Consider the following 22,733-nt stretch of genomic DNA (forward strand, 5'->3'; position numbering starts at 1 on the left):
TGCCACTCTCCCCACAATGAAAAAAACCTTCGCACGCTGGTACGACAGCGATGTCGGCTACAGCTTCCGGCATTCGCCCGTTGCCATGGCAGCGGCGTTCGTCGCCTTTGTCTGCATTTTTTGCGCGACCTTCGCAGGCTGGATCGCGCCGCACAATCCCTACGACCTCGCCACGCTTCGCAGCGAAGACGCCTTCTTGCCGCCGGCGTGGGTCGAGGCCGGATCTCGCCGTTTCATTCTCGGCACCGACGACCAGGGCCGCGACATCCTGTCGACGCTCATGTACGGTGCCCGCACCTCGCTGGTGGTCGGCATCGCGTCGGTGTTGTTGTCGATGGTGGTGGGTGTCGCACTCGGGCTGCTCGCGGGCTTCCGCGGTGGCTGGATCGATACCTTTCTCATGCGGCTGTGCGATGTGATGCTCTCGTTCCCGACCATCCTCGTAGCGCTGCTCATCGCCGGGGTCGGCCGAGCACTTTTTCCCAACGCACAGAACACGGTCGCTTTCGGCGTGCTCATCCTTGCGATCTCGCTCACCAAGTGGGTCGACTACGCGCGCACCGTGCGCGGCTCCACCATGGTGGAGCGCAACAAGGAATACGTGCAGGCCGCGCGCGTGACCGGCGTCACGCCACTGCGCATCATGCGCAAGCACGTGCTGCCCAACGTGATGGGTCCGGTCTTCGTGCTGGCGACCATCCAGGTCGCGACGGCCATCATCACCGAGGCCACGCTATCGTTTCTCGGGGTCGGCGTGCCGCCGACTTCACCGTCGCTCGGCACGCTCATCAGCATCGGCAACCAGTTCCTGTTTTCGGGCGAGTGGTGGCTGTCGGTGTTTCCCGGCGCTGCGCTGGTGCTCATCGTGCTGAGCGTCAACCTGCTGGGCGACTGGCTGCGCGATGCGCTGAATCCGAGGCTGCAATGAGAAGCGACACGGTCAAGCTGCTCGATGTCCAGCATCTGGTCGTCGAATTCCCCGGTCGGCGCGGCACGCTGCGCGCGCTGGACGACATCTCGTTCGACATCGCACCCGGAGAAATCCTCGGCGTGGTCGGTGAATCGGGTGCGGGCAAGTCGCTCACCGGCGCATCCATCATCGGGCTGCTCGAACCGCCGGGCCGTGTTGCCAGCGGGCAGATCATGCTCGAAGGCGAACGCATCGATCATCTCAACCACCAGCAGATGCGGCATATCCGCGGCAAGCGCATCGGCGCGATTTTTCAGGATCCGCTGACCTCGCTCAACCCGCTGTACACGGTCGGCCGACAGATCACGGAGACCATTCGCGCGCACTTGCCGGTGAACGAAAGCGAAGCGCGGCGCCGTGCCATCGCGCTGCTCGAAGACACCGGCATTCCGGCCGCGGCGCAGCGCATCGATCACTATCCGCATCAGTTTTCCGGCGGCATGCGGCAACGCGTCGTCATCGCCTTGGCCCTGGCCGCCGAGCCGACCCTGATCGTCGCCGACGAGCCGACCACTGCACTCGACGTGTCGATCCAGGCACAGATCATCCAGCTCCTGAAGCGCCTGTGCCGCGAGCGCGGTGCGGCGGTGATGCTCATCACGCACGACATGGGCGTGATCGCCGAAACATGCGATCGCGTGGCGGTGATGTACGCCGGCCGCATCGTGGAGATCGGCCCGGTGCACGAAGTGATTCACACGCCGGCGCATCCGTACACCGCAGGGCTGATGGCGTCGATCCCGGACATGGCGATCGAGCGCGAGCGCCTGAACCAGATCGACGGCGCAATGCCGCGGCTCAACGCGATTCCGAAAGGTTGCGCCTATCACCCACGCTGCCCGCGTGCCTTCGATCGTTGCACGCAGGAGCGGCCTGAACTGATTCCCGCTGGTGCCACGAGTGCGGCTTGCTGGCTGCACGACGCGCACGGTCACGATGCGCCCCACGGCAAAGAGGCAAAGGTATGAGCGCAGTGCTGCCTTTCACAACCACACCGGCGATCGCGCCGCCACCGCTCGTGCAGGTCGACGACCTCGCGCGCACCTTCGACGTCTCTGCGCCCTGGCTCAATCGCGTGATCGAGCGTCAGCCGCGACTGTTGCTGCACGCCGTCGATGGCGTGAGCTTCACGATTCCGCGCGGACAGACGATGGCGCTGGTCGGCGAATCGGGCTGCGGCAAGAGCACCGTGGCGCGGCTGATGGTCGGCCTCTATGGTCCGAGCCGCGGCAGCGTGCGCTTCGACGGGCAAGACGTGCACGCCACCTTTGCGTCGCCGAAAGGGCGTGCGCTGCGGCAACGCATCCAGATGATTTTTCAGGACCCGTACGCGAGCCTGAACCCGCGATGGACGGTCGAGGCGATCGTCGGCGAGCCGCTGCGCGAGCACGGCCTCGTGACCGAAAAGGCAGTGCTGAAAGAACGCGTCGGCGAGTTGCTGCGATCGGTCGGGCTGAATCCGCTCGATGGCGTCAAGTACCCGCATCAATTTTCAGGCGGGCAGCGACAGCGCATCTCGATCGCGCGTGCGCTCGCGACCGCCCCCGAGTTCCTGGTGTGCGACGAGCCGACGTCGGCACTCGACGTGAGCGTTCAGGCGCAGGTGCTCAACATCATGAAAGACCTGCAGCGCGAGCGCGGTCTGACCTATCTCTTCATTTCGCACAACCTCGCGGTGGTGCAGCATGTGAGCGATCAGGTGGGCGTGATGTACCTCGGTCGGCTGGTGGAGGTGTCGCCCAAGCGCACGCTGTTCGCGACGCCGCGCCACCCCTACACGCGCATGCTCCTGGACGCGATTCCGCAGATGCACGCGACCGGGCGCGACCGCACGCCGGTGCAGGGTGAGGTGCCCAATCCGCTTGCGCCGCCCTCAGGCTGTGCCTTCAATCCACGCTGCCCGTTTGCTAACGAACGCTGCCGCGTCGAGCGCCCGAAGCTGTTGGCCATCGACAGCGTGCAGGTTGCCTGCCACGCGGTTGAAGAAGGTCGCCTGTAAGCAGCCGATCACCGGACTGTGGCGACTCGTAGCGGATCGTTCCGACTGCTCAACAGAGCCGGGCGCTGCGCCAGGTTTCGTTCGGCAGCTTGCCGAAGCGCTCGCGGTACGAAGCCGAAAAGCGACTCAGGTGCGAGAAGCCGCAGCCGAGCGCGACGTCGGTCACGCTGTCTGCGCTGCGCCTCGCGAGCTGCGCGTGCGCCGCATCGAGCCGCAGGTTGCGCAAGGCTTCCATCGGCGAAGCCTCGCGGTGCCGACGAAACATCAGGCTCAGCGTGCGCCGGCTCACACCGGCGGCATCGGCGATGTCGTCGAGCGACTGGCTTTCCGCGAGCCGGCTTTGCATGAACTCTTCGGCGCGACGCAGCGGCGGCAAGTCGATTCGCTGTGTCGAGCGCCGTGCACCGTCGTGTTGTCGCCGCGCCGAGTTCGGGTGATGGCACAAGAGATAGCGAATGAGGTTGTCTTCGTAGTGCAGCAACCACTGTGGGTCGTAGGTTCCACCGCCCATGACAGGCGCGGCTGCGGGCAGCAAGGCGACCAGTCCCGCCACGAGGCGCCGCCACTGCATGCCGATGGCGTCGTCGAGCCGGAACGGTGTCTCGAATTCGATGTTGCTGTCGCCGATCCGATCTCGAACGTCATCTGCTGCAAAGGCCTGGCGTGCTACCTCGTTCAGATGCTTGCGCTCGATCTTCAGCATGAGCTGTTCGCAGCCGGCGTGCCACTTCACCTTGACAGGCCGATGCGCTGAAATCACCGCGCCCTGGCCGGCATGGATCTGCACCAGCTCGCTGCCCATGCGGACCTCGGCGCGTCCGCGCAAAGGCATCTGCACGAGCACGAAGTCGTCGAGCGAGTCGGGTTCGATGTCGACTTCGCAGCCGTAACGCAGGATGCACAACGACATCGGCCCCAAACCGGCGCGGTAGAAAGCCGAGTCGACCGCGCCGCGGCCCCAGTGGCTGCGATGCGACTTCAGCTCGGCGCTGACGAGCGCCTGCGTTTCGTCGGCATGACGCGATCGAAAAACCTCATGCCGATACAAAGGCGACAGCTGCTGGCTGGACAAAGCGTTCATGGGCACTCCCTGGCCCGTAAGCGTAGACCTCAACGGTCATAGCAACAAGCGTGCCCTTGGCGTGTTCCTGGGGCTTACAGCTTGGCGGTGCAGAGCGGTGCGCCCGTGTCCACGTAGTTGGTCATGACGGTGCCGATCAGCTTGTTGGTGATGCGGCCGGTGGCGTCTTTGCTAATGACGCGAAGGTAGTAGTTCTGGATCGGGAAGTTGTTGGCGCCGTATTTGAAGTCACCGCGGATCGACTTGTACTTGGCGGCCTTGATCGCCTTGAGCATGGCGGGCTTGTCGTCTACCTTGCCGCCGACATCGCGCACCGCAGCGTCCATTGCCATCAGCACGTCATAGGCTTGCGCAGCGTAGAGCGAAGGATTGCGACCACCGTTTTGCGCGCGGTAGTCGGCGACGAAGCGGCGGTTGGCATCGTTGTCGAGGTCGTGCGCCCAATGCGAAGTGTTGAAGATGCCCAGCATCGGCTCACCGACGCCGCCGATCATGTCTTCATCGGCGGCAAAGGCTGTCGACACCAGCGTGACATCTTTCGACAAACCGGCCGCCACGAACTGTTTGACGAAAGCGATGCCCATCGCGCCGGGCAAGAAGTAGTAGAGCGAATCGGCCTTGGCGGCGCGAATCTGCGCGAGCTCCGGCGCGTAGTCGATCTGGCCGAGCTTGGTGAAGATCTCGTCGGCCACCGTCCCCTTGTAGGCGCGCTTGAAACCGTTGGCCGCATCCTTGCCGCCCGGATAGTTGGGCGCGATCACGATGGTCTTCTTGAAGCCCTTGTCGGAGGCGAACTTGCCGGCCGACTCGTGGTATGCGTCGTTCTGGTACGAGGTGCCGAAGAAGTACGCATTGCACTGCGCGCCGGAGTACGCGCTCGGGCCCGTGTTGTTCGACAGGTACGGCACCTTGGCCGCGAACAGCACCGGGCCGACGGCGAGAGCCACTTGCGAACCGATCGGGCCGGTGAAGAGGTCGATCTTGTCGCGTTGCACCATGCGGTCGACCGCCTGCCGCGCCGAGTCGGGGTTGCCGCCGGTGTCGGCTTCGACGTAAGTGACCGGCACGCCCCCCAGCTTGCCGCCGAGCTGCTTCATCGCGACAGCGAAGCCAGTCTTGGAATCGGCGCCGAGCGCCGCGAAAGGACCGGACAGGTCGAGCGCGAGGCCGACCTTGACGCCCTGTGCGCCGGCCGCTGTAGACAGCGTCGCAGCCAAAGCGAAAGTCAGGCAGGCAAGGCTGCGGGGAAACTGTGACGGAGCGGGCATGAAGATCCTCGAAGTAACTTGATGTACTTGCGAGTCTGGTGGCCGCCGGCCGCGCGGGCTATCCATTTCGGGCAATGCGGGGCATTCTCGAAGCGGACAGACGCGGTGCAAAACCATTCCCAGAATGCAGCTGTGTTCGTAGTTAGAAAGCGAGCCTCCCATGCAGAACCAAACCGACATTGCAGTCGAACGACAAGTCCAACAAGAAGTGCGCTTCTATCCAACGGCGCATGCCCAGAAAAACGCGGCGCCCCACACGCTCGTGCAGGCCGACCGCGTCCACAAAAGCGTCTACACCGACCCCGAAATTTTCGAGCTCGAGATGGACCGCGTTTTCGGCCAGGCCTGGCTCTACGTCGGTCACGAGAGCCAGGTGCCGAACACTGGCGACTACTTCACCACGCGACTCGGGCGCGAGCCGGTCGTCATGCTGCGGCATTCCGACGGCGCGGTCCATGTGCTTTACAACCGCTGCCCGCACAAGGGCGCGAAGATCGTGCCGGACGGCAGCGGCAGTGCCGGAAAGTTCCTGCGCTGCCTGTACCACGGCTGGACTTTCAAGTGCGACGGCAGCCTGCTGGCGGTGCCTTTGCGCAGCGGCTACGAAGACACTGCGATGGACTTGAAAGACCGCGAGAACGGCGTGCGCAAGGTGGCGCGCGTGGCGACGTATCGCGGCTTCGTCTTTGCCAGCCTGGCGGCCGACGGGCCCGATCTGCCCGAATTTCTTGGCGGCGTGGCGACCTCTCTCGACAACTTCTGCGACCGGGCACCCGATGGCGAAGTCGAGGTGGCCGGCGGCGTGCAGCGCGTCATCCAGCGCAACAACTGGAAGATCTTTTTCGAGAACCTGCACGACACCATCCACGCGGTCGCCACGCACGAATCGTCGTGGCGCGCCGCCAAGGAAGAGTTCGAGTCGATGCCAGAGGGCACGCAAAAACCTTTCGAGATCGTCATCGTCGACGGCAACGGCGAGCCGCTGGAGTTCTGGGAGAAGCTGGAGCTCAAGGGCTACGACGGCGGCCACGGCTACATGGAAGGCATCTTCACGCCGCCCAAAGATCCGGTGAGCCTGGCGTATGTCGCATCGCTCGAAGCCCGCCAGGGCGCGGCGCGTGCCGATGAGATCCTGCGGGTGAACCGACACAACACCATCGTCTATCCGAGCTGTTCGCCGCACACCTCGTTCCAGCAGATTCGCGTGATCCGGCCGCTGTCGGTCGACCGCACGCTGGTCGAGATCTTCACCTTCAGGTTGAAGGGCGCGCCGGATGCCACTTTCCGACGCGCGCTCAAGTACACCAACGTCATCAACTCGCCGTCGTCGACCGTGATGCCCGATGACCTGGAGGCCTACAACCGCGTGCAGGAAGGTCTCGGCTCCGACGGTGGCGACTGGGTCAGCCTGCACCGCGCGGCAGGACGCGAAGAGGCGTTGCCCGGTGGCCGTGCATCCAACGGCAACAGCGAGATGCCGATGCGCAACATGTTCCGCGCGTGGGCCGGCTACATGGCAACCGAGCCGACAAAGCACGGTCTGCTGAAAGATGCCGCATGAACTTCACCGACTGGCAAGAGCAGCAGCACGTCACGCAGTTCCTGCACCACGAGGCGCGGCTGCTCGACGAGCACCGCTGGGCCGAATGGATGGACCTCTTCACGCCCGACGGCCTCTACTGGATGCCGCTGGTGCGCGGCCAGACCGACCACCTCGACCATGCCTCGCTCTTTTGCGACGACGCCTTGCTGCGCTCGATGCGCGTGCGCCGGCTGTCGCAGGTGCGCGCCTATTCGCAGCAGCCCGCCACGCGCACCTCGCACGTCATCGGCAACATCGCGCTCGAATCGCGCGCGGCGGATGGCTGCATCGTCTACTCGACCTTTCATTTGCTCGAATGGCGCAAGGACGCGCAACGCGCTTTCGGCGGCAGCGTGCTGCACACCCTGCAACGCGAGGGCGACAGCTTTCGCATTCGCATGAAGCGCGTCGATCTGCTCAATTGCGAGGCGCCGCACGAAGCGCTCGAGGTGTTCATGTGAAGGCCGCCTTGCTTGCGATGCACTACCAGAACGATGTGCTGCACCCCGATGGGTTGGTGCGCGTCGGCGTCGCCGCGGACGACCCCAAACGCACGCTGCTGATCGATGCGGCGGCGCGACTGATCGCCGGTGCCCGCGCCAACGGCGTGCCAGTGATCTCGGTTCGCATCGCGTTCGCGCCTGGCTATGCCGACTGTCTGACCAACTGCGCGCTGTTTCGCAACGTCGCAAAAAGCGGCGCGGTGCAGGAAGGCCAATGGGGCGCCGACTTCTTCGCGGCGCTGGCGCCGCTGTCCGGCGAAGCCATCGTCACGCACCAGCGCGACAACCCGTTCTGGGCGACGGATCTGGAAGCCGTGGTGCAGCGCACCGGCGCCACGCGGCTCTACATGGCGGGCATCGCGACCAACTACGTGGTCGAGCACGGCGCACGCCATGCGAGTGATCTGGGTTACGACGTGGCCGTGATCGGCGATGCGTGCAGCACCGCCAAGCCGCATCTGCATGCTGCGAGCCTTGAGACGCTGTCGTTGCTGGCGGACATCGTGACGGTGGACGAAGCCGTGGCGCAGATGGCAGCAAACACGAGGTCTGAACGATGACGCACGACGGCCAGCTCGAAGGCAAATTGGCGATCGTCACCGGCGCGTCGACTGGTATCGGCGCCGCCATCGCACGCGCCTTCGTCGATGCAGGCGCCTGTGTGCTGGCGGCGGATATCGATGAAGCCCGCGGCCGCGCGTTGCATGCGGCGCTGGGCCCGCGTTGCCGCTTCGTGCATGGCGACATCGGCTCCGACGCGGTGCTCGATGCGTTGATTCAATCGGCGCTCGACTTCGCCGGCCGCATCGACTTCGTCGTCAACAACGCCGTGTTCTACGGCGACCGTGGCGCCGAGGCGAGTCGCGCCGAATGGCTCCATGCGCTCGACATCAATCTCGTATCTGGCGCGTTGCTGGTCCACAAGGCCAGCGCCGAGTTGGCGAAGCAAGGCGGTGCCGTCATCAACATGGGCAGCGTCGGCGGCAAGTTCGGCACGGCCGGTCGTGCTCTCTATCCGGCAGCCAAGGCGGCCATCCTGCAGCTCACCCGCAACCAGGCTGCGACGCTGGCGCCACAGCGCGTGCGCGTCAACTCGGTGTCGCCGGGCTGGACGTGGTCGGACGCGCTGTCGCGCATGGCCGGTGGCGACAGGGCGCGGGCCGACGCCATGGCCGCGCCCCTGCACCCGCTCGGCCGTGCCGGCGACGTCGAGGATGTGGCGCAGGTGGTGCTGTTCCTCTGCTCGGATGCAGCGCGCTTCGTCACCGGTGCCGACATTCCGGTCGACGGCGGTTTTTCGATGCTCGGCCCGGACCAGGGCCGTTCGGCACGCGACTGGTTCGAACGCGGTACCTGAGTCGACAAGCCCGAAAACGCTTACTGCTCTTCGCCCCAGGCAAACCCGTCGCGGGCGATCATCGCGCTCGATGCGCTCGGCCCCCAAGTGCCCGCGGCGTATGGGCGCGGTGCGCCGTCGGCACCCCAGCTGTCGATCAGCGGTTCGACCCAGCGCCACGCTTCTTCCTGCTCGTCGCTGCGCACGAAAAGATTCAGCCGACCGGCGATCACGTCGAGCAGCAGGCGCTCATACGCGCCCACGCGTTCTGCGCCGAATCGCTTGTCGAAGTCGAGGTCGAGCTGCACCGGCGCCAGCGGCACCATGTCGCTGCGCACGCCGCCCTTGATGGTGACGCGCTGGTCTTGCGCCTGGGCGAGCAGATGCAGTTCGAGCCCGTCTTTCGGTTGCAGGTTGATGACCAGCTTGTTCGCGACACCGACCGGCGTGCGAAAGATCGCATGCGGCGCTGGCCGAAAATTCATCTCGATGCGAGCGTCTCGCGAGCCCAGCCGCTTGCCGGTGCGAATGTAGATTGGCACGCCGGCCCAGCGCCAGTTCTCGATCTCGGTGCGCAGCGCCACGAAGGTCTCGGTGCGGCTGTCGGGCGGCACGCCGGCTTCTTCCTTGTAGCCCGGCACGCGTTCACCGTAGGCCGTGCCCGCGGTGTACTGCCCGCGAATCGCATGCAGGCCCAGCGTCTCTGGCGTCCAGCGCTTCAGCGAGCGCAACACCTTCAGCTTTTCGTCGCGAATAGCATCGGCGTGCGCGTTGATCGGTGGCTCCATGCCGATGGCGCACACCAACTGCAGCGCATGGTTCTGCACCATGTCGCGCAAGGCGCCGGTCTGGTCGTAGAAGGCTCCGCGCTTCTCGACGCCCAGGTCCTCCGCGATCGTGATCTGGATGTTGGCGATGTGCTCGCGGCGCCAGATCGGCTCGAACAACGAGTTGCCGAAGCGCAGCGCGAACAGGTTTTGCACCGAGGGCTTGCCGAGGTAGTGATCGATGCGGAACACCTGGTTCTCGTGCAGCACCTTGCGCACTGCCGCGTTGATCGCCTGGTTCGATGCGAGGTCGTGGCCCAGCGGCTTCTCGAGCACCACGCGGGTTTGCGGACCGTTGAGGCCGGCCGCTGCGATCTGCTCGACCACCTGCGTGAAGAGCGAAGGCGCGGTGGCGACGTACATCACCACGGTCTCGGCGTTGCGCGTTTTGAGCAGGTCGGCGAGCTGTGCGTAGTCGGATGGCTTGGACAGGTCCATGCGCTGGAACGTCAGCATCTCGGAGAACTTCTTGAACTCGTCCTCGCTCGGCCGCTTGGCGCCTTCGACGGCTTTGAAGCGCGAGCGGATCAGCTCACGATAGGCGTCTTCTGTGAGGTCTTCGCGCGAGACGCCGATGATGCGGCCCTCGGCCGGAAGGCTGCCATGTCGGAATGCCTGGAACAGCGCCGGCATCAGCTTGCGCCATGCCAGGTCGCCGGTGCCGCCGAACAAAACGAGATCGAAACTCATGGGGGTGACTTGTGTGGATGGTGGAGAAGGGTGGCACGGGTGACCATGCATCACTTTAATGGTAGTTGTACCGATGCTGAAAACGCGCTGACTTTGATAGGCTGACCCGTGGCCCGAGCGGGCCATTTTGTTTGCAGTGCAGGATCAACGTCGGGCGTAAGGGCACATGAAAAAACTTCTTGGTACGGTGGTATTGCTCGTTGCGTCTGGTGCGGCGTCGGCCCAGCAAGTCAACGTGATCTGCTCGGTGCAGGCCGATTGGTGCAACATGATCGCCACGGTCTACGCAAAGACCACTGGCGTCAGGATCAACCTGGCGCTCAAGGGCTCGGGCGAGGCACTGGCCCAACTCGTCGCGGAAAAGGACAACCCGAAGACGGACGTCTGGTTCGGCGGCACCGGCGACCCGCACCTGCAGGCGGCTGAATCGAGCCTCACGCTCGAATACAAATCGCCGTCGTTGCCGCAGCTTTATCCGTGGGCGCAGCAGCAGGCGCAACAGTCGGGCTACAAGACCGTCGGCATCTACTCCGGACCGCTCGGTTTCGGTTACAACACCGAGCTGCTGAAGAAGAAAAAGCTGGCTGCACCCACCAGTTGGGCCGACCTGCTCAAGCCCGAATACAAGGGTGAAATCCAGGTCGCCAACCCGGCATCGAGCGGCACGGCCTACACGATGATCGCCACGCTGGTGCAACTCATGGGCGAAGACAAGGCCTTCGACTATCTCAAGGCGCTGCACAAGAACGTCAGCCAGTACACCCGCTCGGGCACCGGCCCGATCAAGGCGGTGGCACGCGGTGAAACGGCGGTGTCGATCAGCTTCGTGCACGACGCGCCGCAAGAAAAGATGCAGGGCTTTCCGGTCGAGACCGCCACGCCGAGCGAAGGCACCGGCGCCGAGATCGGTTCGATGAGCATCGTCAAGGGTGCACGCAATCTGGAGCAGGCCAAGAAGTTCTACGAGTGGGCGCTGACGCCGCAGGCGCAGACCTTCGGCGCTGCCGCCAAGCAGTACCAGTTGCCATCGAACAGGGCGACGCCGGTCGATGCCAACGTACCCGACTTCAAGAAGATCAAGCTCATCAATTACGACTACAAGAAGTACGGTGAGAGCGCGGAGCGTCGCCGGCTGATCGCGCGTTGGGAAAAAGACGTCAACTCGCTTCCGCATTGAGTGACGGCTCGAGTGCGCACCCAGTCAAGCGTGATGAAGCGTGATGTGAAGGGCAAGCGCAACGCCGCGATCTGGCTCTGTCTCGCGGCGGGATTTTTCGGCTACGTGGTCCTGCCGTGGTACGCCATTCAGGACACCAGCTGGTACGAAGCATTGCCCCGAATCTTCAGCGGCGACGAGGCTGCCAATGGCGTGTTGCAGGCGGCAACGCACGGGCGGGTCTGGCTGGTCGCGGGCGTCGTCGGGCTCGCGCTGTGCACCATCGGTGCGCTGCTGCCAGCCGGCCGTGCGCAGGGCCGCTGGCTGCTCGTCGGCGGGCTCGTCGGCGCGGTCGGCATTTCGCTCTCCGGCTTCCTGATCGGTGCCCGGGGCTGGAGCGCGGGCTGGCTCAACAGCGCTTTCGGCGAGCTCGCGGTCAATCAGTTCGGCATCGGTGCCGGCGGCTTCGTGGCGTTGCTCGCGCTCATCCTGCTGTGCGCCTTCGGGCTGGCGCGGCTCGGCTTCTTCAAGGGCGATCTGTTCGTCTCGGGAGCGGTCATCGGCTGCGGCGTGCTGATGGCGCTCTTCATCGCCTACCCGGTGAGCAAGGCGCTGGCCGGCGCCTTCTTCGACGAAGACGGCCATGCGTCGCTGTCGGCCTTCGTCGGCCGTGTCTTCATGGAGCGTATCTGGGGCCTGAGTTGTCTGGCCGGCGGGCTGCGCTGCGGCGTCGCATGGAACACACTGGCGCTGGCGCTGGTCACCGCCGTTGGCACCACCTTTCTAGGCACGTCGATGGCGCTGATGGCCGAGCGCGGGCACAGGCGCTGGCAAAGCCCGATGCGCGTGCTCGCGGTGTTGCCGATCATCACACCGCCGTTCGTCGTCGGGCTCGGGCTCATCCTGTTGTTCGGCCGCGCCGGGGTCGTCAACCAGTTGCTGGAAAGCGGGTTCGGCATCGAGCCGTCACGCTGGTTCTACGGGCTCAAGGGCCTGATCATCGCGCAGCTCTTTGCCTTCACGCCCATCGCTTTCATGATCATGCGCGGCGTGGTGCAGGGCATCGCGCCGAGCCTCGAAGAAGCCGCGCAAATGTTGCGCGCCGACCGGCGTCGCACCTTCTTCACCATCACGCTGCCGTTGCTGAAGCCGGGGCTGGCCAATGCGTTTTTGGTCGGCTTCATCGAGAGCATGGCCGACTTTGGCAACCCGGTGGTGGTGGGTGGCGATTTCTCGGTGCTGGCGACCGATGTGTTCTTCGCCATCGTCGGCGCGCAGAACGATCCGGGGCGGGCGTCTTCGCTGGCCTGGATCCTCACCTTCTTCGCGCTCGGCGTCTTCGCGCTGCAGCGCGGCCTGCTCGGCAAACAAAACTTCACCACGGTCAGCGGCAAGGGTGATGCCGGTATCGCGATGCCGCTGCCCGACGGGGTGCGGCGCACGATCTACGCCATCGCCTTTCCTTGGATCGTGTTCACGTTGGTGGTCTATCTGTTCGCTTTTGCCGGGGGCTTCGTGCAGACCTGGGGCCGCGACTACAGCCCGACGCTCGCCCACTTCAAGACGGCGTTCTCGCTCGAGTGGGGGCAGTTCGGACTCGTGTGGGCCGGGACCGCGTGGAACTCGCTCTTCACCACGCTCAAGCTGGCCGGCATTTCGGCACCGATCACCGCATCGCTCGGCTTGCTGATCGCCTGGCTCCTGGCGCGCAACGAGTTCAAGGGGCAGGGGTTGTTCGAGTTCGCGGCATTGCTGGCATTTGCGATACCGGGCACGGTGCTGGGCGTGAGCTACATCCTGGCTTTCAACGTGCCGCCGCTGGAGCTCACCGGCACCGGACTCATCATCGTGCTGTGCTTCATGTTTCGCAATTTGCCGGTCGGCGTGCGCGCCGGCACCGCGGCTTTCAAGCAGCTCGACCGCTCGCTGGACGAGGCCTCGCTGATGCTGCGCGCGTCGACTTCGCAAACGCTCTTCAAGATCGTGCTGCCGCTGTTGAAGCCCGCGCTGGTGGCTGCGCTGGTCTACAGCTTCGTGCGGGCGATGACGACGGTGAGCGCCGTGATTTTTCTCGTCACGGCCGAGAACGAACTGGCGACGACCTACATCATCGGCCGCGTCGGCAATGGCGACTACGGCGTTGCGCTCGCGTACTGCACCGTGCTGATCGTGCTGATGTCTGCGGTCATCGCGCTGATCCAGTGGGCGGTCGGCGAGCGCAGGCTGGGGCGGCGCGGCGCCGATGGGGCAAGCACGGGGGCGGACACGAAGACCGTGGCCGCATCCGCGTTGCCGGCACACTGAACACGAGGCAGTCATGACGACCCACGGCATCGAATTTCGCAACGTCTCCAAGCGCTACGGCAGCGACGCCAACGCGCCACTCGCGGTCAAAGGGATCAGCTTCGAGGTGCCGCAAGGCACGCTGACCACCATCCTGGGTCCGTCGGGCTGCGGCAAGACGACCACGCTGCGCATGATCGCGGGGCTCGAATCGCCGACCTCGGGCTCGATCTTCATAGGCGGCCGCGACGTCACGACGCTCGGGCCGGCCGAGCGCAACGTCAGCATGATGTTCCAGAGCTACGCGCTCTTTCCGCACATGGACGTGATTCAGAACGTGGCCTACGGTTTGCGCATGAGCGGTGTCAAGAAAGACGAGGCGACGTCGCGTGCGCGCGAGGCCTTGCGCGGTGTCGGACTTGTCGGCTTCGACACGCGTTTGCCCAGCGAGCTTTCAGGTGGACAGCAGCAACGCGTGGCGCTGGCGCGCGCGCTGGTGCTGGAGCCCGCGGTGCTGTTGTTCGACGAGCCGTTGTCGAACCTCGACGCCCGCCTGCGCCGCGAGATGCGCGAAGAGATCCGCACGCTGCAGCAACGGCTGAAGCTGACGGTCGCCTATGTCACGCACGACCAGAGCGAGGCGCTGGCGGTGAGCGACCAGATCATCGTGATGGACCAAGGCGTCATTGCGCAACGCGGCACGCCCGAGCAGCTCTACGGCAAGCCTGAAAGCGAATTCGTCGCCGGCTTCATGGGCGAGGCGATGGTGTTCCCGGCCATGGCGCAGCCCGATGGCGTGGTCACGCTCGGCCCGCTCACGCTGGGGTCGCGCTACAGCAGCGTGGTGCCGGGTGTCGTCAAGGTGGCCGTGCGGCCGGAAGCTTGGCTCCTCGGCTCGGCCGTCGGCATCGAGGCGACGCTGCGCAAGGCGACCTACCTCGGCAGCTTCTACGAGTACGTTTTCGACACGGCGCTCGGTGCGGTGTTCGTGGTGTCTTACGACCTCGCGCGTCCGTTGGCTGCCGGCGTAAAGACAACGTTGTCGCTCGGCAACCATGGCGTTTCGGTGGTGCCTGCGGCGGCTTGAGCGCGCCGGGTGGCTCCTGCGGTCCAATGGCGGCATGAACATCGTTTTCGATCTGGGCGCCGTGCTGTTGACATGGGAACCCGTGGCGCTGGTGCAGGCGCACCTCGGCGCCCATGCACCGACCGCCGAGGCCGCGCACGTGCTGGCACGCGACATGTTTCACCATGAAGACTGGCTCGGTTTCGACCGCGGCACCCATCCGCTGGACGTCGCGATCGGACTGATGGCGACGCGCCTGGGCCTGCCGGCCGACAAGCTCGACGCGTTGCTGGCCCCTATGGGCGAGCGGCTGGCGCCGATCGCGGTCACGGTCGAACTGCTTGACGGGCTACGCCAGCGCCGTGATGCCGGCGAAGACCTGAAGCTGTACTACCTGTCGAACATGCCGGTGCCGTATGCGCGCGCGCTGGAGCGGCGGATGTCGTTCCTGCAATGGTTCGACGGCGGCATTTTTTCAGGTGATGTGAAGCTGCTCAAGCCGCAACGCGAGATCTACGCGTTACTGGCAGATCGTTTTGCGCTGAAGCCCCAGGTGACCGTGTTCATCGACGATTCCATGGCGAATGTGGACGCAGCGCGTGTCTTCGGCTGGCACGCCGTGCATTGCGAGTCGCCGACTGCGCTGCCTGAACAGCTGGCCCGTCAGATGACTGCGTTGTCGGGGACCACGGGGGACCGCCGCCACGAAGGCAATCGTCGGATCTGAGGCGACCGTCAGGGAGTCGTGGTGGTGACTGCGCGCTTCTGTGACAACGTCGACTGGCTGCCCGATGGCGGCGTGAAAGCCGCCGACCCCACCGGCTCGCCAGTCCGCACCACCTTGTCGACGTCGAACCCCAGAGTCCGTGCGTATTCGAGTTCGGCGGCAAGCGTTGCCTCGTCGACCCGCGGCGCGCGCGACAGCACCCAGAGGTAGTCGCGATCCGGCGTGCCGACCAGCGCGACCTGGTAGTCGCGGTCGAGCTTCAGGATCCAGTAGTCGCCCCAAACTGCCGGCAGCCAACTTAGCCAGGCAGGTGCGAAGCGCACTTTCAACCTGCCTGCGCCAGGCTGGCCGATCACTGGAACGACGTGTGCAGAGCCCACCGCTTCGTCGAAACTACCGTCGGCCAGCATGCAGCGGTTGCGCACCTCGAATGTGCCGTCGGCCAGCTGCGTGTAGTCGGCCGACACCGGGCCGGTGCACTTTTTTTCGAACCGGTTGGGCAACCGGGCCTGTTCGTGCCAGACGCCCGAGTAGCGCTTGAGGTCGACAGGTGCCACGACTTGCAGCGGCGCCCGCATCAACGGCGCGCCGTCTGCCGGGCCGCCCATGGATTGAGCGCGTGCAGTTCGTGCGCTGGTCAACGCGATCAGCGTGAGGAAACCGCCCACGCAGAAGGCGGCGGCAAGCGTTCCGATGGACACGTTGCGGGCCTGGTCTTCGGATCCGAAACGGGGTCGAGAAGCTGACGACGGGAGCGGCTCGCGGCTGCGGCGAAAGGACATTGATTCCTCCTGATGTGACGGGTTGGAAATGCTGGACCGAAAACTCCCGAGGCGGTGTCGGTGACGGACCACGGGGACTGTCGGCATCGGCGCTATTTGCCGTCGACTTTGCATCCCGGAGGCTGCATCAAAACATGCAGGCCGCTCATCCCGGTACAAGCATTCGCCGACTTCGCGCAGGATAATGTTTCGATGAACCAACTCGACGCTCTTCGCCAATGGACCGCCGTGGTCGCCGACACCGGTGACTTTCGGCAATTCGTGCAGTACAAACCGCAGGACGCGACGACCAATCCGTCGCTCATCCTGAAGGCCGTGCAAAAGCCGGACTACCGACCGCTGCTCGACGAAGCGGTTTCCAAATTCAAGGGCAAGCCGATCGACGAGGTGATCGACCGGCTTCTGGTTCGCTTCGGCACCGAGATCCTGTCGATCATTCCGGGCCGCGTGTCGACCGAAGTCGATGCACGACTCAGCTTCGATACCGCTGCGACGGTGGCACGGGCCGACCGTATCGTGGCGCTGTATCGCGCAGAAGGCATCGACGTCGAAAAGCGCGTGCTCATCAAGGTCGCGTCGACGTGGGAAGGCATCGAGGCCGCCCGCCAGCTGCAGCTGAAGGGCATCAACTGCAACCTCACGCTGCTGTTCTCGTACGCGCAAGCGGTGGCGTGCGGCGCGGCCAAGGTCAAGCTGATCTCGCCCTTCGTCGGGCGCATCTACGACTGGTACAAAAAGACAGGTGGCGCCAAGTGGGAGGAGGCCGCCAACGCGGGCGCCAACGACCCGGGCGTGAAGTCGGTCCAGCAGATTTTCGATTACTACAAGAGCCAGGGCATCAAGACCGAAGTCATGGGCGCGAGCTTTCGCAACGTTGGCCAGATCGCTGCACTGGCGGGCTGCGACCTGTTGACCATCAGCCCCGAACTGCTGGGCGAACTGGCGGCGAGCGAAGCGCCGTTGCCGCATGCACTCGATGCGTCGGCTGCGGCCAAGCTCGATATCCAACCGGCTTCTTACGACGAGCCAGCGTTCCGCTTTGCGATGAACGAGGATGCGATGGCCACCGAGAAACTGGCCGAGGGTATTCGTGCCTTCGCCGCCGATGCGATCAAGCTTGAAAAGTTGATGGAGGCCAAGTGAGCGCCGCGGGCGTGCCCTTGGCATCTGGCTACTTGCGGGCCGACAACGCGCCGACCTGGGCCGCGTTGCAGGCGCACTTCGAAGCGTCCGGCAAGTCGCTCGATTTGCGCGAAGCTTTTGCATCGGACCCGCAGCGCGTCGCTTCGCTGAGTCAGTCGGCGCCTCATGTCTTCGCCGACATGTCGAAGAACCTGACCGACGTGGCAACTGAAAAGTTGTTGCTGGCGCTGGCACGCGAATGCGGCCTCGAAGCGCACCGAGACGCGATGTTCGCCGGTGACCACATCAACATCACCGAAGACCGCGCGGTGCTGCACACGCTGCTGCGCGCGCCGGCCACCAACGGCATGACCGGCAAGCTGGCCGAGGTGCACGCCACGCTCGATGCGATGCTGGCGTATGCCGAAAAGGTACGCGCCGATCACACGATCACCGACGTGGTCAACATCGGTATCGGTGGCTCCGACCTCGGTCCGCAGATGGCGGTGCTGGCCATGGCCGAGTACGTTGCGCCGGGCAAGCGTTTTCACTTCGTCTCGAACGTCGACGGCCACGAACTGGCCGGCGTGCTCAAGGGTCTGGCCCCGGAACACACGCTGTTCCTGATCGCGTCGAAGACCTTCACCACCGCCGAGACGATGACCAACGCACAGTCGGCCAAGCGCTGGTTCGAGCAGGCCGGCGGCGTCGACATCGCGCAGCATTTCGCGGCTCTCACGACCAATGTCGAAGCGGCCAAAGCCTTCGGCATCGACACGACTTTCGGCTTTTGGGATTGGGTCGGCGGGCGCTACTCGTTGTGGTCCGCCATCGGGTTGCCGATCGCGCTGGCCATCGGTGCCGACGGCTTTCGTGCGTTGCTGGCTGGCGCGCATGCGATGGACGAACACTTTAGGACCGCGCCGCTGGCGCAAAACCTGCCAGTGCGGCTCGGCCTGCTCGACGTCTGGTATCGCAACTTCCATCGCTTCACGACGCGCAGCATCGCGCCATATCACAGCGCGTTGAAGCGACTGCCGGCGTACCTGCAGCAGCTCGAGATGGAGAGCAACGGCAAGCAGGTCGACCTCGACGGCAAGCTGCTGCCTTTCGGCACGTCGCCGGTGTTGTGGGGCGAGCCGGGCACCAACGGACAGCACGCGTATTTTCAAATGTTGCACCAGGGCACCGACGTGACGCCGCTCGAGTTCATCGGCGTGCGCGATGCATCGCACGATCTCGATGGGCATCACCCGAAGCTGCTGGCCAACTGCATCGCGCAGGCGCAGGCGCTGATGGTCGGCAAGCAGGACGCTGGCGGCCACAAGAACTTTCCGGGCAATCGGCCCAGCACTTTCTTCGTGTTCGAGAAGCTCACGCCGGAAACGCTCGGCGCGTTCCTGGCGATGTACGAGCATCGCGTGTTCACCAGTGGCGCGCTGTGGGGCATCAACAGCTTCGACCAGTGGGGCGTGGAACTCGGCAAGGTGCTGGCGCGGGACATCGAGCCGCGGCTGGCTTCGGGGGACACGTCCGGGCTCGACGCTTCGACGGCCGGTTTGCTGGAGCGCCTGCGTCCGGCAGCTTAAGTGGCTTGCACGGCCACTCCGCCTTTATGATCCTTTGGGGTTTTCCCATGGGACTACAAAGAGGAGTTCGCCGATTTCACGGGTCGTGCTTCGCGATCCGAGTATTGGTGGTTCGTCCTCGCGTATCTGATCGCCTTGTTTGTCGGCGCGCTGATTCACCGCTTCGTGCAGGGCTTGGTGGTGCTGGTGTTTATCGTGCCGATCATTGCAGTCGGCGCGCGCCGCCTCCATGACATCGGCAAGACCGGCTGGCTGATGCTGCTCGGGCTGATTCCGCTCGTCAACTTCGTCCTCCTGTACTTCACGGTGCAGCCGTCGCAGCCTGAGACCAACCAGTGGGGCGCTCCACCCACCACGGTGCCGGTCGTTTAGGCGCTCGAAATTTGCACCCTCGAAGGCCGCCTTGCGCGGCCTTTTTCACGTCGCCAGGGTCAAACTACATCCTGTATTGCTCGAATCAGGGAATCCACTAGCCAATCAATGCATGAAAGTACCGGATGTGGCGATCGAAGTACCAAAGCCGCAATCCGCAATCTACAGAATCCTTCCCACAGCGATCGGTGGTCGCTGATCACAACAGGAGACTATTCATGAAGCGTTTTGCCAAAGCGGGCCTTGTCCTCGCACTCACCGCTGCCGGGTTCGCCCATGCCGCCACGGAATTGGTCATTGCCACCGTGAACAACGGCCACATGATCGAAATGCAGAAGCTCACGCCGTTCTTCGAGAAGGCCAACCCCGACATCAAGCTCAAGTGGGTAACGCTCGAAGAAGGCACCCTGCGCCAGCGCGTGACCACCGACATCGCCACCAAGGGCGGCCAGTTCGACGTGATGACCATCGGCCTCTATGAAACACCGATCTGGTCGAAGAAGGGCTGGCTCAAGCCCATCGCCACCGACGCGGCATACGACGTCGACGACCTGCTGCCCGCGATTCGCAGCGGCCTCTCGACCGACGGCAAGCTGTACGCCGCACCGTTCTACGGCGAGAGCTCGATGCTGATGTACCGCAAGGACCTGGCAGACAAGCTCGGCATCAAGATCTCCGACAACCCAACGTGGACCGAAGTCAGGGCGTTCGCCGACAAGGCCAACGATCCGAAGGCGGGTGTCTACGGCATGTGCCTGCGCGGCAAGCCGGGTTGGGGCGACAACATGGCCTTCCTGACCACGCTGGTGAACACCAACGGCGGCCAGTGGTTCGACATGAAGTGGAAGCCGCAGATCGACACCAAGCCCTGGCATGACGCCGTCACTTTCTACGTCGACATGATGAAGAAAGACGGCCCTCCTGGCGCGTCGGCCAACAGCTTCAACGAGAACCTGGCGCTGTTCAACGAAGGCAAGTGCGCTGCATGGGTCGACGCGACCATCGCGGCATCGTTCATCAGCGACCCGAAGCAGTCGAAGGTGGCCGACAAGGTCGCCTTCGCGCAGGCACCGACCGCCACGACGCCCAAGGGCGCCAACTGGCTCTGGTCGTGGAACCTCGCCATCCCCGCCAGCTCGAGCAAGGATGAAGCTGCGCAGAAGTTCATCAAGTGGGCAACGTCGAAGGACTACATCAACCTGGTCGCCAAGGAAACGGGCTGGGCTTCGGTGCCGACCGGCACGCGCAAGTCGACCTACGCCAACCCTGAATTCCAGAAGGTGGCCAAGTTTGCAGAAGCCGAGAAGAAGGCCATCGACACCGCTAACCTGACCGACAGCACGCTGCCGAAGTCACCTTACGTCGGTGTGCAGTACGCGGCGATTCCGGAGTTCCAGGCGATCGGCGTGGCTGTGGGCCAGCAGATGAGCGCGGCGCTGTCGGGCAAGGTCACTGTCGACCAGGCGTTGAAGACATCGCAGACTGCGGCCGAGCGTGAGATGAAAAAGGGCGGCTACTACAAGTAGTCCGTTTTCATCCCCTCTCCTCGCGGGGAGAGGGCCAGGGTGAGGGGGCATCGGCATATCCACATCAACAGTGGTCTATGTCGCTCTCCCTCACCCCAACCCTCTCCCGCAACGGGAGAGGGGGCAATCGCCAGCGAGGAATACAAAAATGAAAAGAATACTGCCGCGCGCCCTCATGGCGCCCGCCGTGCTCACGCTCTTCCTCTGGATGATCGTGCCGCTGTTGATGACGTTGTACTTTTCGTTCGTCAACTACAACCTCATGCAGCCGGGCGAGCGCACCTTCGCCGGCATCGAGAACTTTCACTACTTCGTGACCGACCCCGACTTCTGGCCGGCGGTGTGGAACACGCTGATGCTGATCGGCAGCGTCATCATCATCACGGTGGTGGGCGGGGTGCTGTTGGCCTTGCTGGTCAACGAACCGTTTCCGGGCCGCGGCATCGTGCGCGTGCTGCTCATCTCGCCGTTCTTCGTCATGCCCGCGGTCAACGCGCTGCTGTGGAAGCACATGATGATGAATCCGATCTACGGGGTGCTGGCCGACCTGTGGCGCTTCTTCGGTGCGACGCCGGTCGACTGGCTGACCGACGTGCCGCTGTTCTCGATCATCATCATGGTGGCATGGCAATGGCTGCCTTTTGCCTGCCTGATTTTCATCACATCGCTGCAGTCGCTCGACCGTGAACAGATGGAAGCCGCGCGCATGGACGGCGCGACCGGGCCGCAGCGATTCTTCTACCTGACCATTCCGCATCTGGGCCGCCCGATGGCGGTGGTGATCATGATCGAGATGATCTTTTTGCTCAGCATCTTTGCCGAGATCGCCATCACCACCAACGGTGGTCCGGGCAACGAGAGCACCAACATGACCTACCTGATCTTCAAGCAGTCGCTGATGAATTTCGACGTGGGTGTGGCCTCCGCCGGTGCGCTGTTCGCGGTGGTGTTCGCCAACATCGTGGCCGTGTTTTTGATTCGCATCATCGGCAAGAACCTGGACTGAGAGGCAAGCATGCAAGTCACCAAACCCCCCAGCAATTTTCTGCCGCTGACGCTGCGTACCGTCGGTGCGTGGGCCGTCACGCTGATCCTGTTCTTTCCGCTCGGCTGGCTGTTCCTCACCGCCTTCAAGACGGAATTGCAGGCGATCCACGTGCCGCCGCTCTTTGTCTTCGAGCCGACGATGGACAACTTCACCGAGGTGCAGCGTCGCAGCGACTACCTGCTGTACGCGCGCAACTCGCTCATCACCAGCCTGGGCTCGACCATCATCGGCCTGCTGATCGCGGCGCCCGCCGCATATTCGATGGCGTTCTTTCGCACCAAGCGAACACGCGACATCCTGATGTGGATGCTGTCGACGAAGATGATGCCGGCGGTCGGCGCGCTGGTGCCGATCTATGTCATGGCGCAGACGGTCGGCATGCTCGACTCGCTGACGGCGCTGACCATCGTCTTCACGCTGTCTAACCTGCCGATCATGGTGTGGATGCTCTACACCAGCTACAAGGACATCCCGCCGGAGATCCTCGAAGCGGCGCGCATGGACGGCGCCAGTCTCTGGAAAGAGTTCCGCCACGTGGTGCTGCCGCTGTCGGTCGGCGGCCTCGCATCGACCGGCCTGCTGTGCCTGGTGCTGAGCTGGAACGAGGCTTTCTGGGCGCTCAACCTCACGTCCGCCAAAGCCGGCACGCTGGCCACGCTGATCGCTTCGTACTCGAGCCCCGAAGGTTTGTTCTGGGCCAAGCTGTCGGCAGCTTCGCTGATGGCCATCGCGCCCATCGTGGTCTTCGGCTGGTTCAGCCAAAAACAACTCGTCCAAGGCCTGACCTTTGGCGCAGTGAAGTAATC

21 protein-coding genes are annotated in these 22,733 nt (G+C 64.2%); 17 read left to right on the plus strand and 4 right to left on the minus strand.

The genetic code is table 11. From position 1 onward, the window contains the following. Positions 1–16: 16 nt before the first annotated feature. From H7F36_RS09670 to H7F36_RS09680, 3 genes are read left to right on the plus strand one after another with little or no spacing between them, the layout of a single operon-like run. Positions 17–928: an ABC transporter permease gene (locus H7F36_RS09670; protein WP_187054463.1), complete on the plus strand. Its 912-nt coding sequence runs from the start codon at positions 17–19 to the stop codon at positions 926–928. Then, positions 925–1,938, plus strand: coding sequence for an ABC transporter ATP-binding protein (locus tag H7F36_RS09675; RefSeq protein WP_187054464.1), 1,014 nt, complete (start codon positions 925–927; stop codon positions 1,936–1,938). Before H7F36_RS09670 ends, H7F36_RS09675 begins: the two co-directional genes overlap by 4 nt. Next, on the plus strand, positions 1,935–2,969 hold the full coding sequence (locus tag H7F36_RS09680; protein WP_187054465.1) for an ABC transporter ATP-binding protein: 1,035 nt from the start codon (positions 1,935–1,937) through the stop codon (positions 2,967–2,969). Before H7F36_RS09675 ends, H7F36_RS09680 begins: the two co-directional genes overlap by 4 nt. A gap of 49 nt (positions 2,970–3,018) precedes the next feature. On the opposite strand, the gene H7F36_RS09685 is transcribed toward H7F36_RS09680, so the two are convergent. Both H7F36_RS09685 and H7F36_RS09690 read right to left on the minus strand, forming a co-directional pair. Next, entirely contained in the window at positions 3,019–4,050 is a 1,032-nt protein-coding gene (locus H7F36_RS09685) for an AraC family transcriptional regulator (protein WP_187054466.1), read from the minus strand. A gap of 74 nt (positions 4,051–4,124) precedes the next feature. Further along, complete coding sequence (locus tag H7F36_RS09690; protein WP_187054467.1) at positions 4,125–5,318, minus strand: ABC transporter substrate-binding protein; 1,194 nt, start codon at positions 5,316–5,318, stop codon at positions 4,125–4,127. Between the two features lie 160 nt (positions 5,319–5,478). On the opposite strand from H7F36_RS09690, the gene H7F36_RS09695 reads away from it, so the two are divergent. Genes H7F36_RS09695 through H7F36_RS09710 form a run of 4 tightly spaced genes read left to right on the plus strand, consistent with a single transcriptional unit; the run spans position 5,479 to position 8,760 of the window. Beyond that, positions 5,479–6,879 (plus strand): aromatic ring-hydroxylating dioxygenase subunit alpha, encoded by a 1,401-nt coding sequence (locus H7F36_RS09695; protein ID WP_187054468.1) that lies wholly within the window; start codon positions 5,479–5,481, stop codon positions 6,877–6,879. Continuing rightward, on the plus strand, positions 6,876–7,361 hold the full coding sequence (locus tag H7F36_RS09700) for an aromatic-ring-hydroxylating dioxygenase subunit beta (protein ID WP_187054469.1): 486 nt from the start codon (positions 6,876–6,878) through the stop codon (positions 7,359–7,361). Before H7F36_RS09695 ends, H7F36_RS09700 begins: the two co-directional genes overlap by 4 nt. Then, entirely contained in the window at positions 7,358–7,963 is a 606-nt protein-coding gene (locus H7F36_RS09705) for a cysteine hydrolase family protein (RefSeq protein WP_187054470.1), read from the plus strand. Before H7F36_RS09700 ends, H7F36_RS09705 begins: the two co-directional genes overlap by 4 nt. Next, complete coding sequence (locus H7F36_RS09710) at positions 7,960–8,760, plus strand: SDR family oxidoreductase (protein WP_187054471.1); 801 nt, start codon at positions 7,960–7,962, stop codon at positions 8,758–8,760. Before H7F36_RS09705 ends, H7F36_RS09710 begins: the two co-directional genes overlap by 4 nt. Positions 8,761–8,780: 20 nt before the next feature. Here H7F36_RS09710 and zwf read toward each other — a convergent pair whose 3' ends face one another. Beyond that, complete coding sequence (zwf, locus tag H7F36_RS09715) at positions 8,781–10,256, minus strand: glucose-6-phosphate dehydrogenase (protein ID WP_187054472.1); 1,476 nt, start codon at positions 10,254–10,256, stop codon at positions 8,781–8,783. 166 nt (positions 10,257–10,422) lie between these two features. Here zwf and H7F36_RS09720 point away from each other — a divergent pair, with 166 nt between their 5' ends. From H7F36_RS09720 to H7F36_RS09735, 4 genes are read left to right on the plus strand one after another with little or no spacing between them, the layout of a single operon-like run. Beyond that, entirely contained in the window at positions 10,423–11,433 is a 1,011-nt protein-coding gene (locus tag H7F36_RS09720; RefSeq protein WP_187054473.1) for an ABC transporter substrate-binding protein, read from the plus strand. A gap of 33 nt (positions 11,434–11,466) precedes the next feature. Beyond that, the gene (locus tag H7F36_RS09725) at positions 11,467–13,716 is read left to right on the plus strand and encodes an ABC transporter permease (RefSeq protein WP_187054474.1); all 2,250 of its coding nucleotides are present in this window, start codon (positions 11,467–11,469) and stop codon (positions 13,714–13,716) included. Positions 13,717–13,729: 13 nt separating this feature from the next. Further along, positions 13,730–14,782 (plus strand): ABC transporter ATP-binding protein, encoded by a 1,053-nt coding sequence (locus H7F36_RS09730; protein ID WP_187054475.1) that lies wholly within the window; start codon positions 13,730–13,732, stop codon positions 14,780–14,782. A gap of 34 nt (positions 14,783–14,816) precedes the next feature. Continuing rightward, entirely contained in the window at positions 14,817–15,488 is a 672-nt protein-coding gene (locus H7F36_RS09735) for an HAD family hydrolase (RefSeq protein ID WP_187054476.1), read from the plus strand. 8 nt (positions 15,489–15,496) lie between these two features. Here the strand turns inward: H7F36_RS09735 and H7F36_RS09740 are convergent, their stop codons facing one another. Next, positions 15,497–16,270, minus strand: a complete 774-nt coding sequence (locus tag H7F36_RS09740; RefSeq protein ID WP_187054477.1) for a lipocalin family protein — start codon at positions 16,268–16,270, stop codon at positions 15,497–15,499. 192 nt (positions 16,271–16,462) lie between these two features. On the opposite strand from H7F36_RS09740, the gene tal reads away from it, so the two are divergent. The 6 genes from tal to H7F36_RS09770 all read left to right on the plus strand — a co-directional run bounded on the left by tal (position 16,463) and on the right by H7F36_RS09770 (position 22,731). Further along, positions 16,463–17,413 carry a transaldolase gene (gene tal / locus H7F36_RS09745; RefSeq protein ID WP_187054478.1) on the plus strand — a complete coding sequence of 317 codons (951 nt, stop codon included), beginning with the start codon at positions 16,463–16,465 and terminating at the stop codon, positions 17,411–17,413. After that, a complete protein-coding gene (gene pgi, locus H7F36_RS09750; RefSeq protein WP_261802564.1) occupies positions 17,410–18,981 on the plus strand; it encodes a glucose-6-phosphate isomerase in 1,572 nt (523 codons plus the stop codon). The genes tal and pgi overlap by 4 nt, the downstream gene beginning before the upstream one ends. A 126-nt stretch (positions 18,982–19,107) precedes the next feature. Then, positions 19,108–19,353, plus strand: a complete 246-nt coding sequence (locus H7F36_RS09755) for a DUF805 domain-containing protein (protein ID WP_261802631.1) — start codon at positions 19,108–19,110, stop codon at positions 19,351–19,353. Between the two features lie 218 nt (positions 19,354–19,571). Next, positions 19,572–20,879 carry an ABC transporter substrate-binding protein gene (locus H7F36_RS09760; protein WP_187054479.1) on the plus strand — a complete coding sequence of 436 codons (1,308 nt, stop codon included), beginning with the start codon at positions 19,572–19,574 and terminating at the stop codon, positions 20,877–20,879. Between the two features lie 148 nt (positions 20,880–21,027). Beyond that, a complete protein-coding gene (locus H7F36_RS09765) occupies positions 21,028–21,885 on the plus strand; it encodes a carbohydrate ABC transporter permease (RefSeq protein ID WP_187054480.1) in 858 nt (285 codons plus the stop codon). A 9-nt stretch (positions 21,886–21,894) separates the two neighbouring features. Further along, complete coding sequence (locus H7F36_RS09770; protein ID WP_187054481.1) at positions 21,895–22,731, plus strand: carbohydrate ABC transporter permease; 837 nt, start codon at positions 21,895–21,897, stop codon at positions 22,729–22,731. The last annotated feature ends 2 nt before the right edge of the window (positions 22,732–22,733 follow it).

Source organism: Variovorax sp. PAMC28562 (assembly GCF_014303735.1).
Lineage (GTDB): Bacteria > Pseudomonadota > Gammaproteobacteria > Burkholderiales > Burkholderiaceae_C > Variovorax.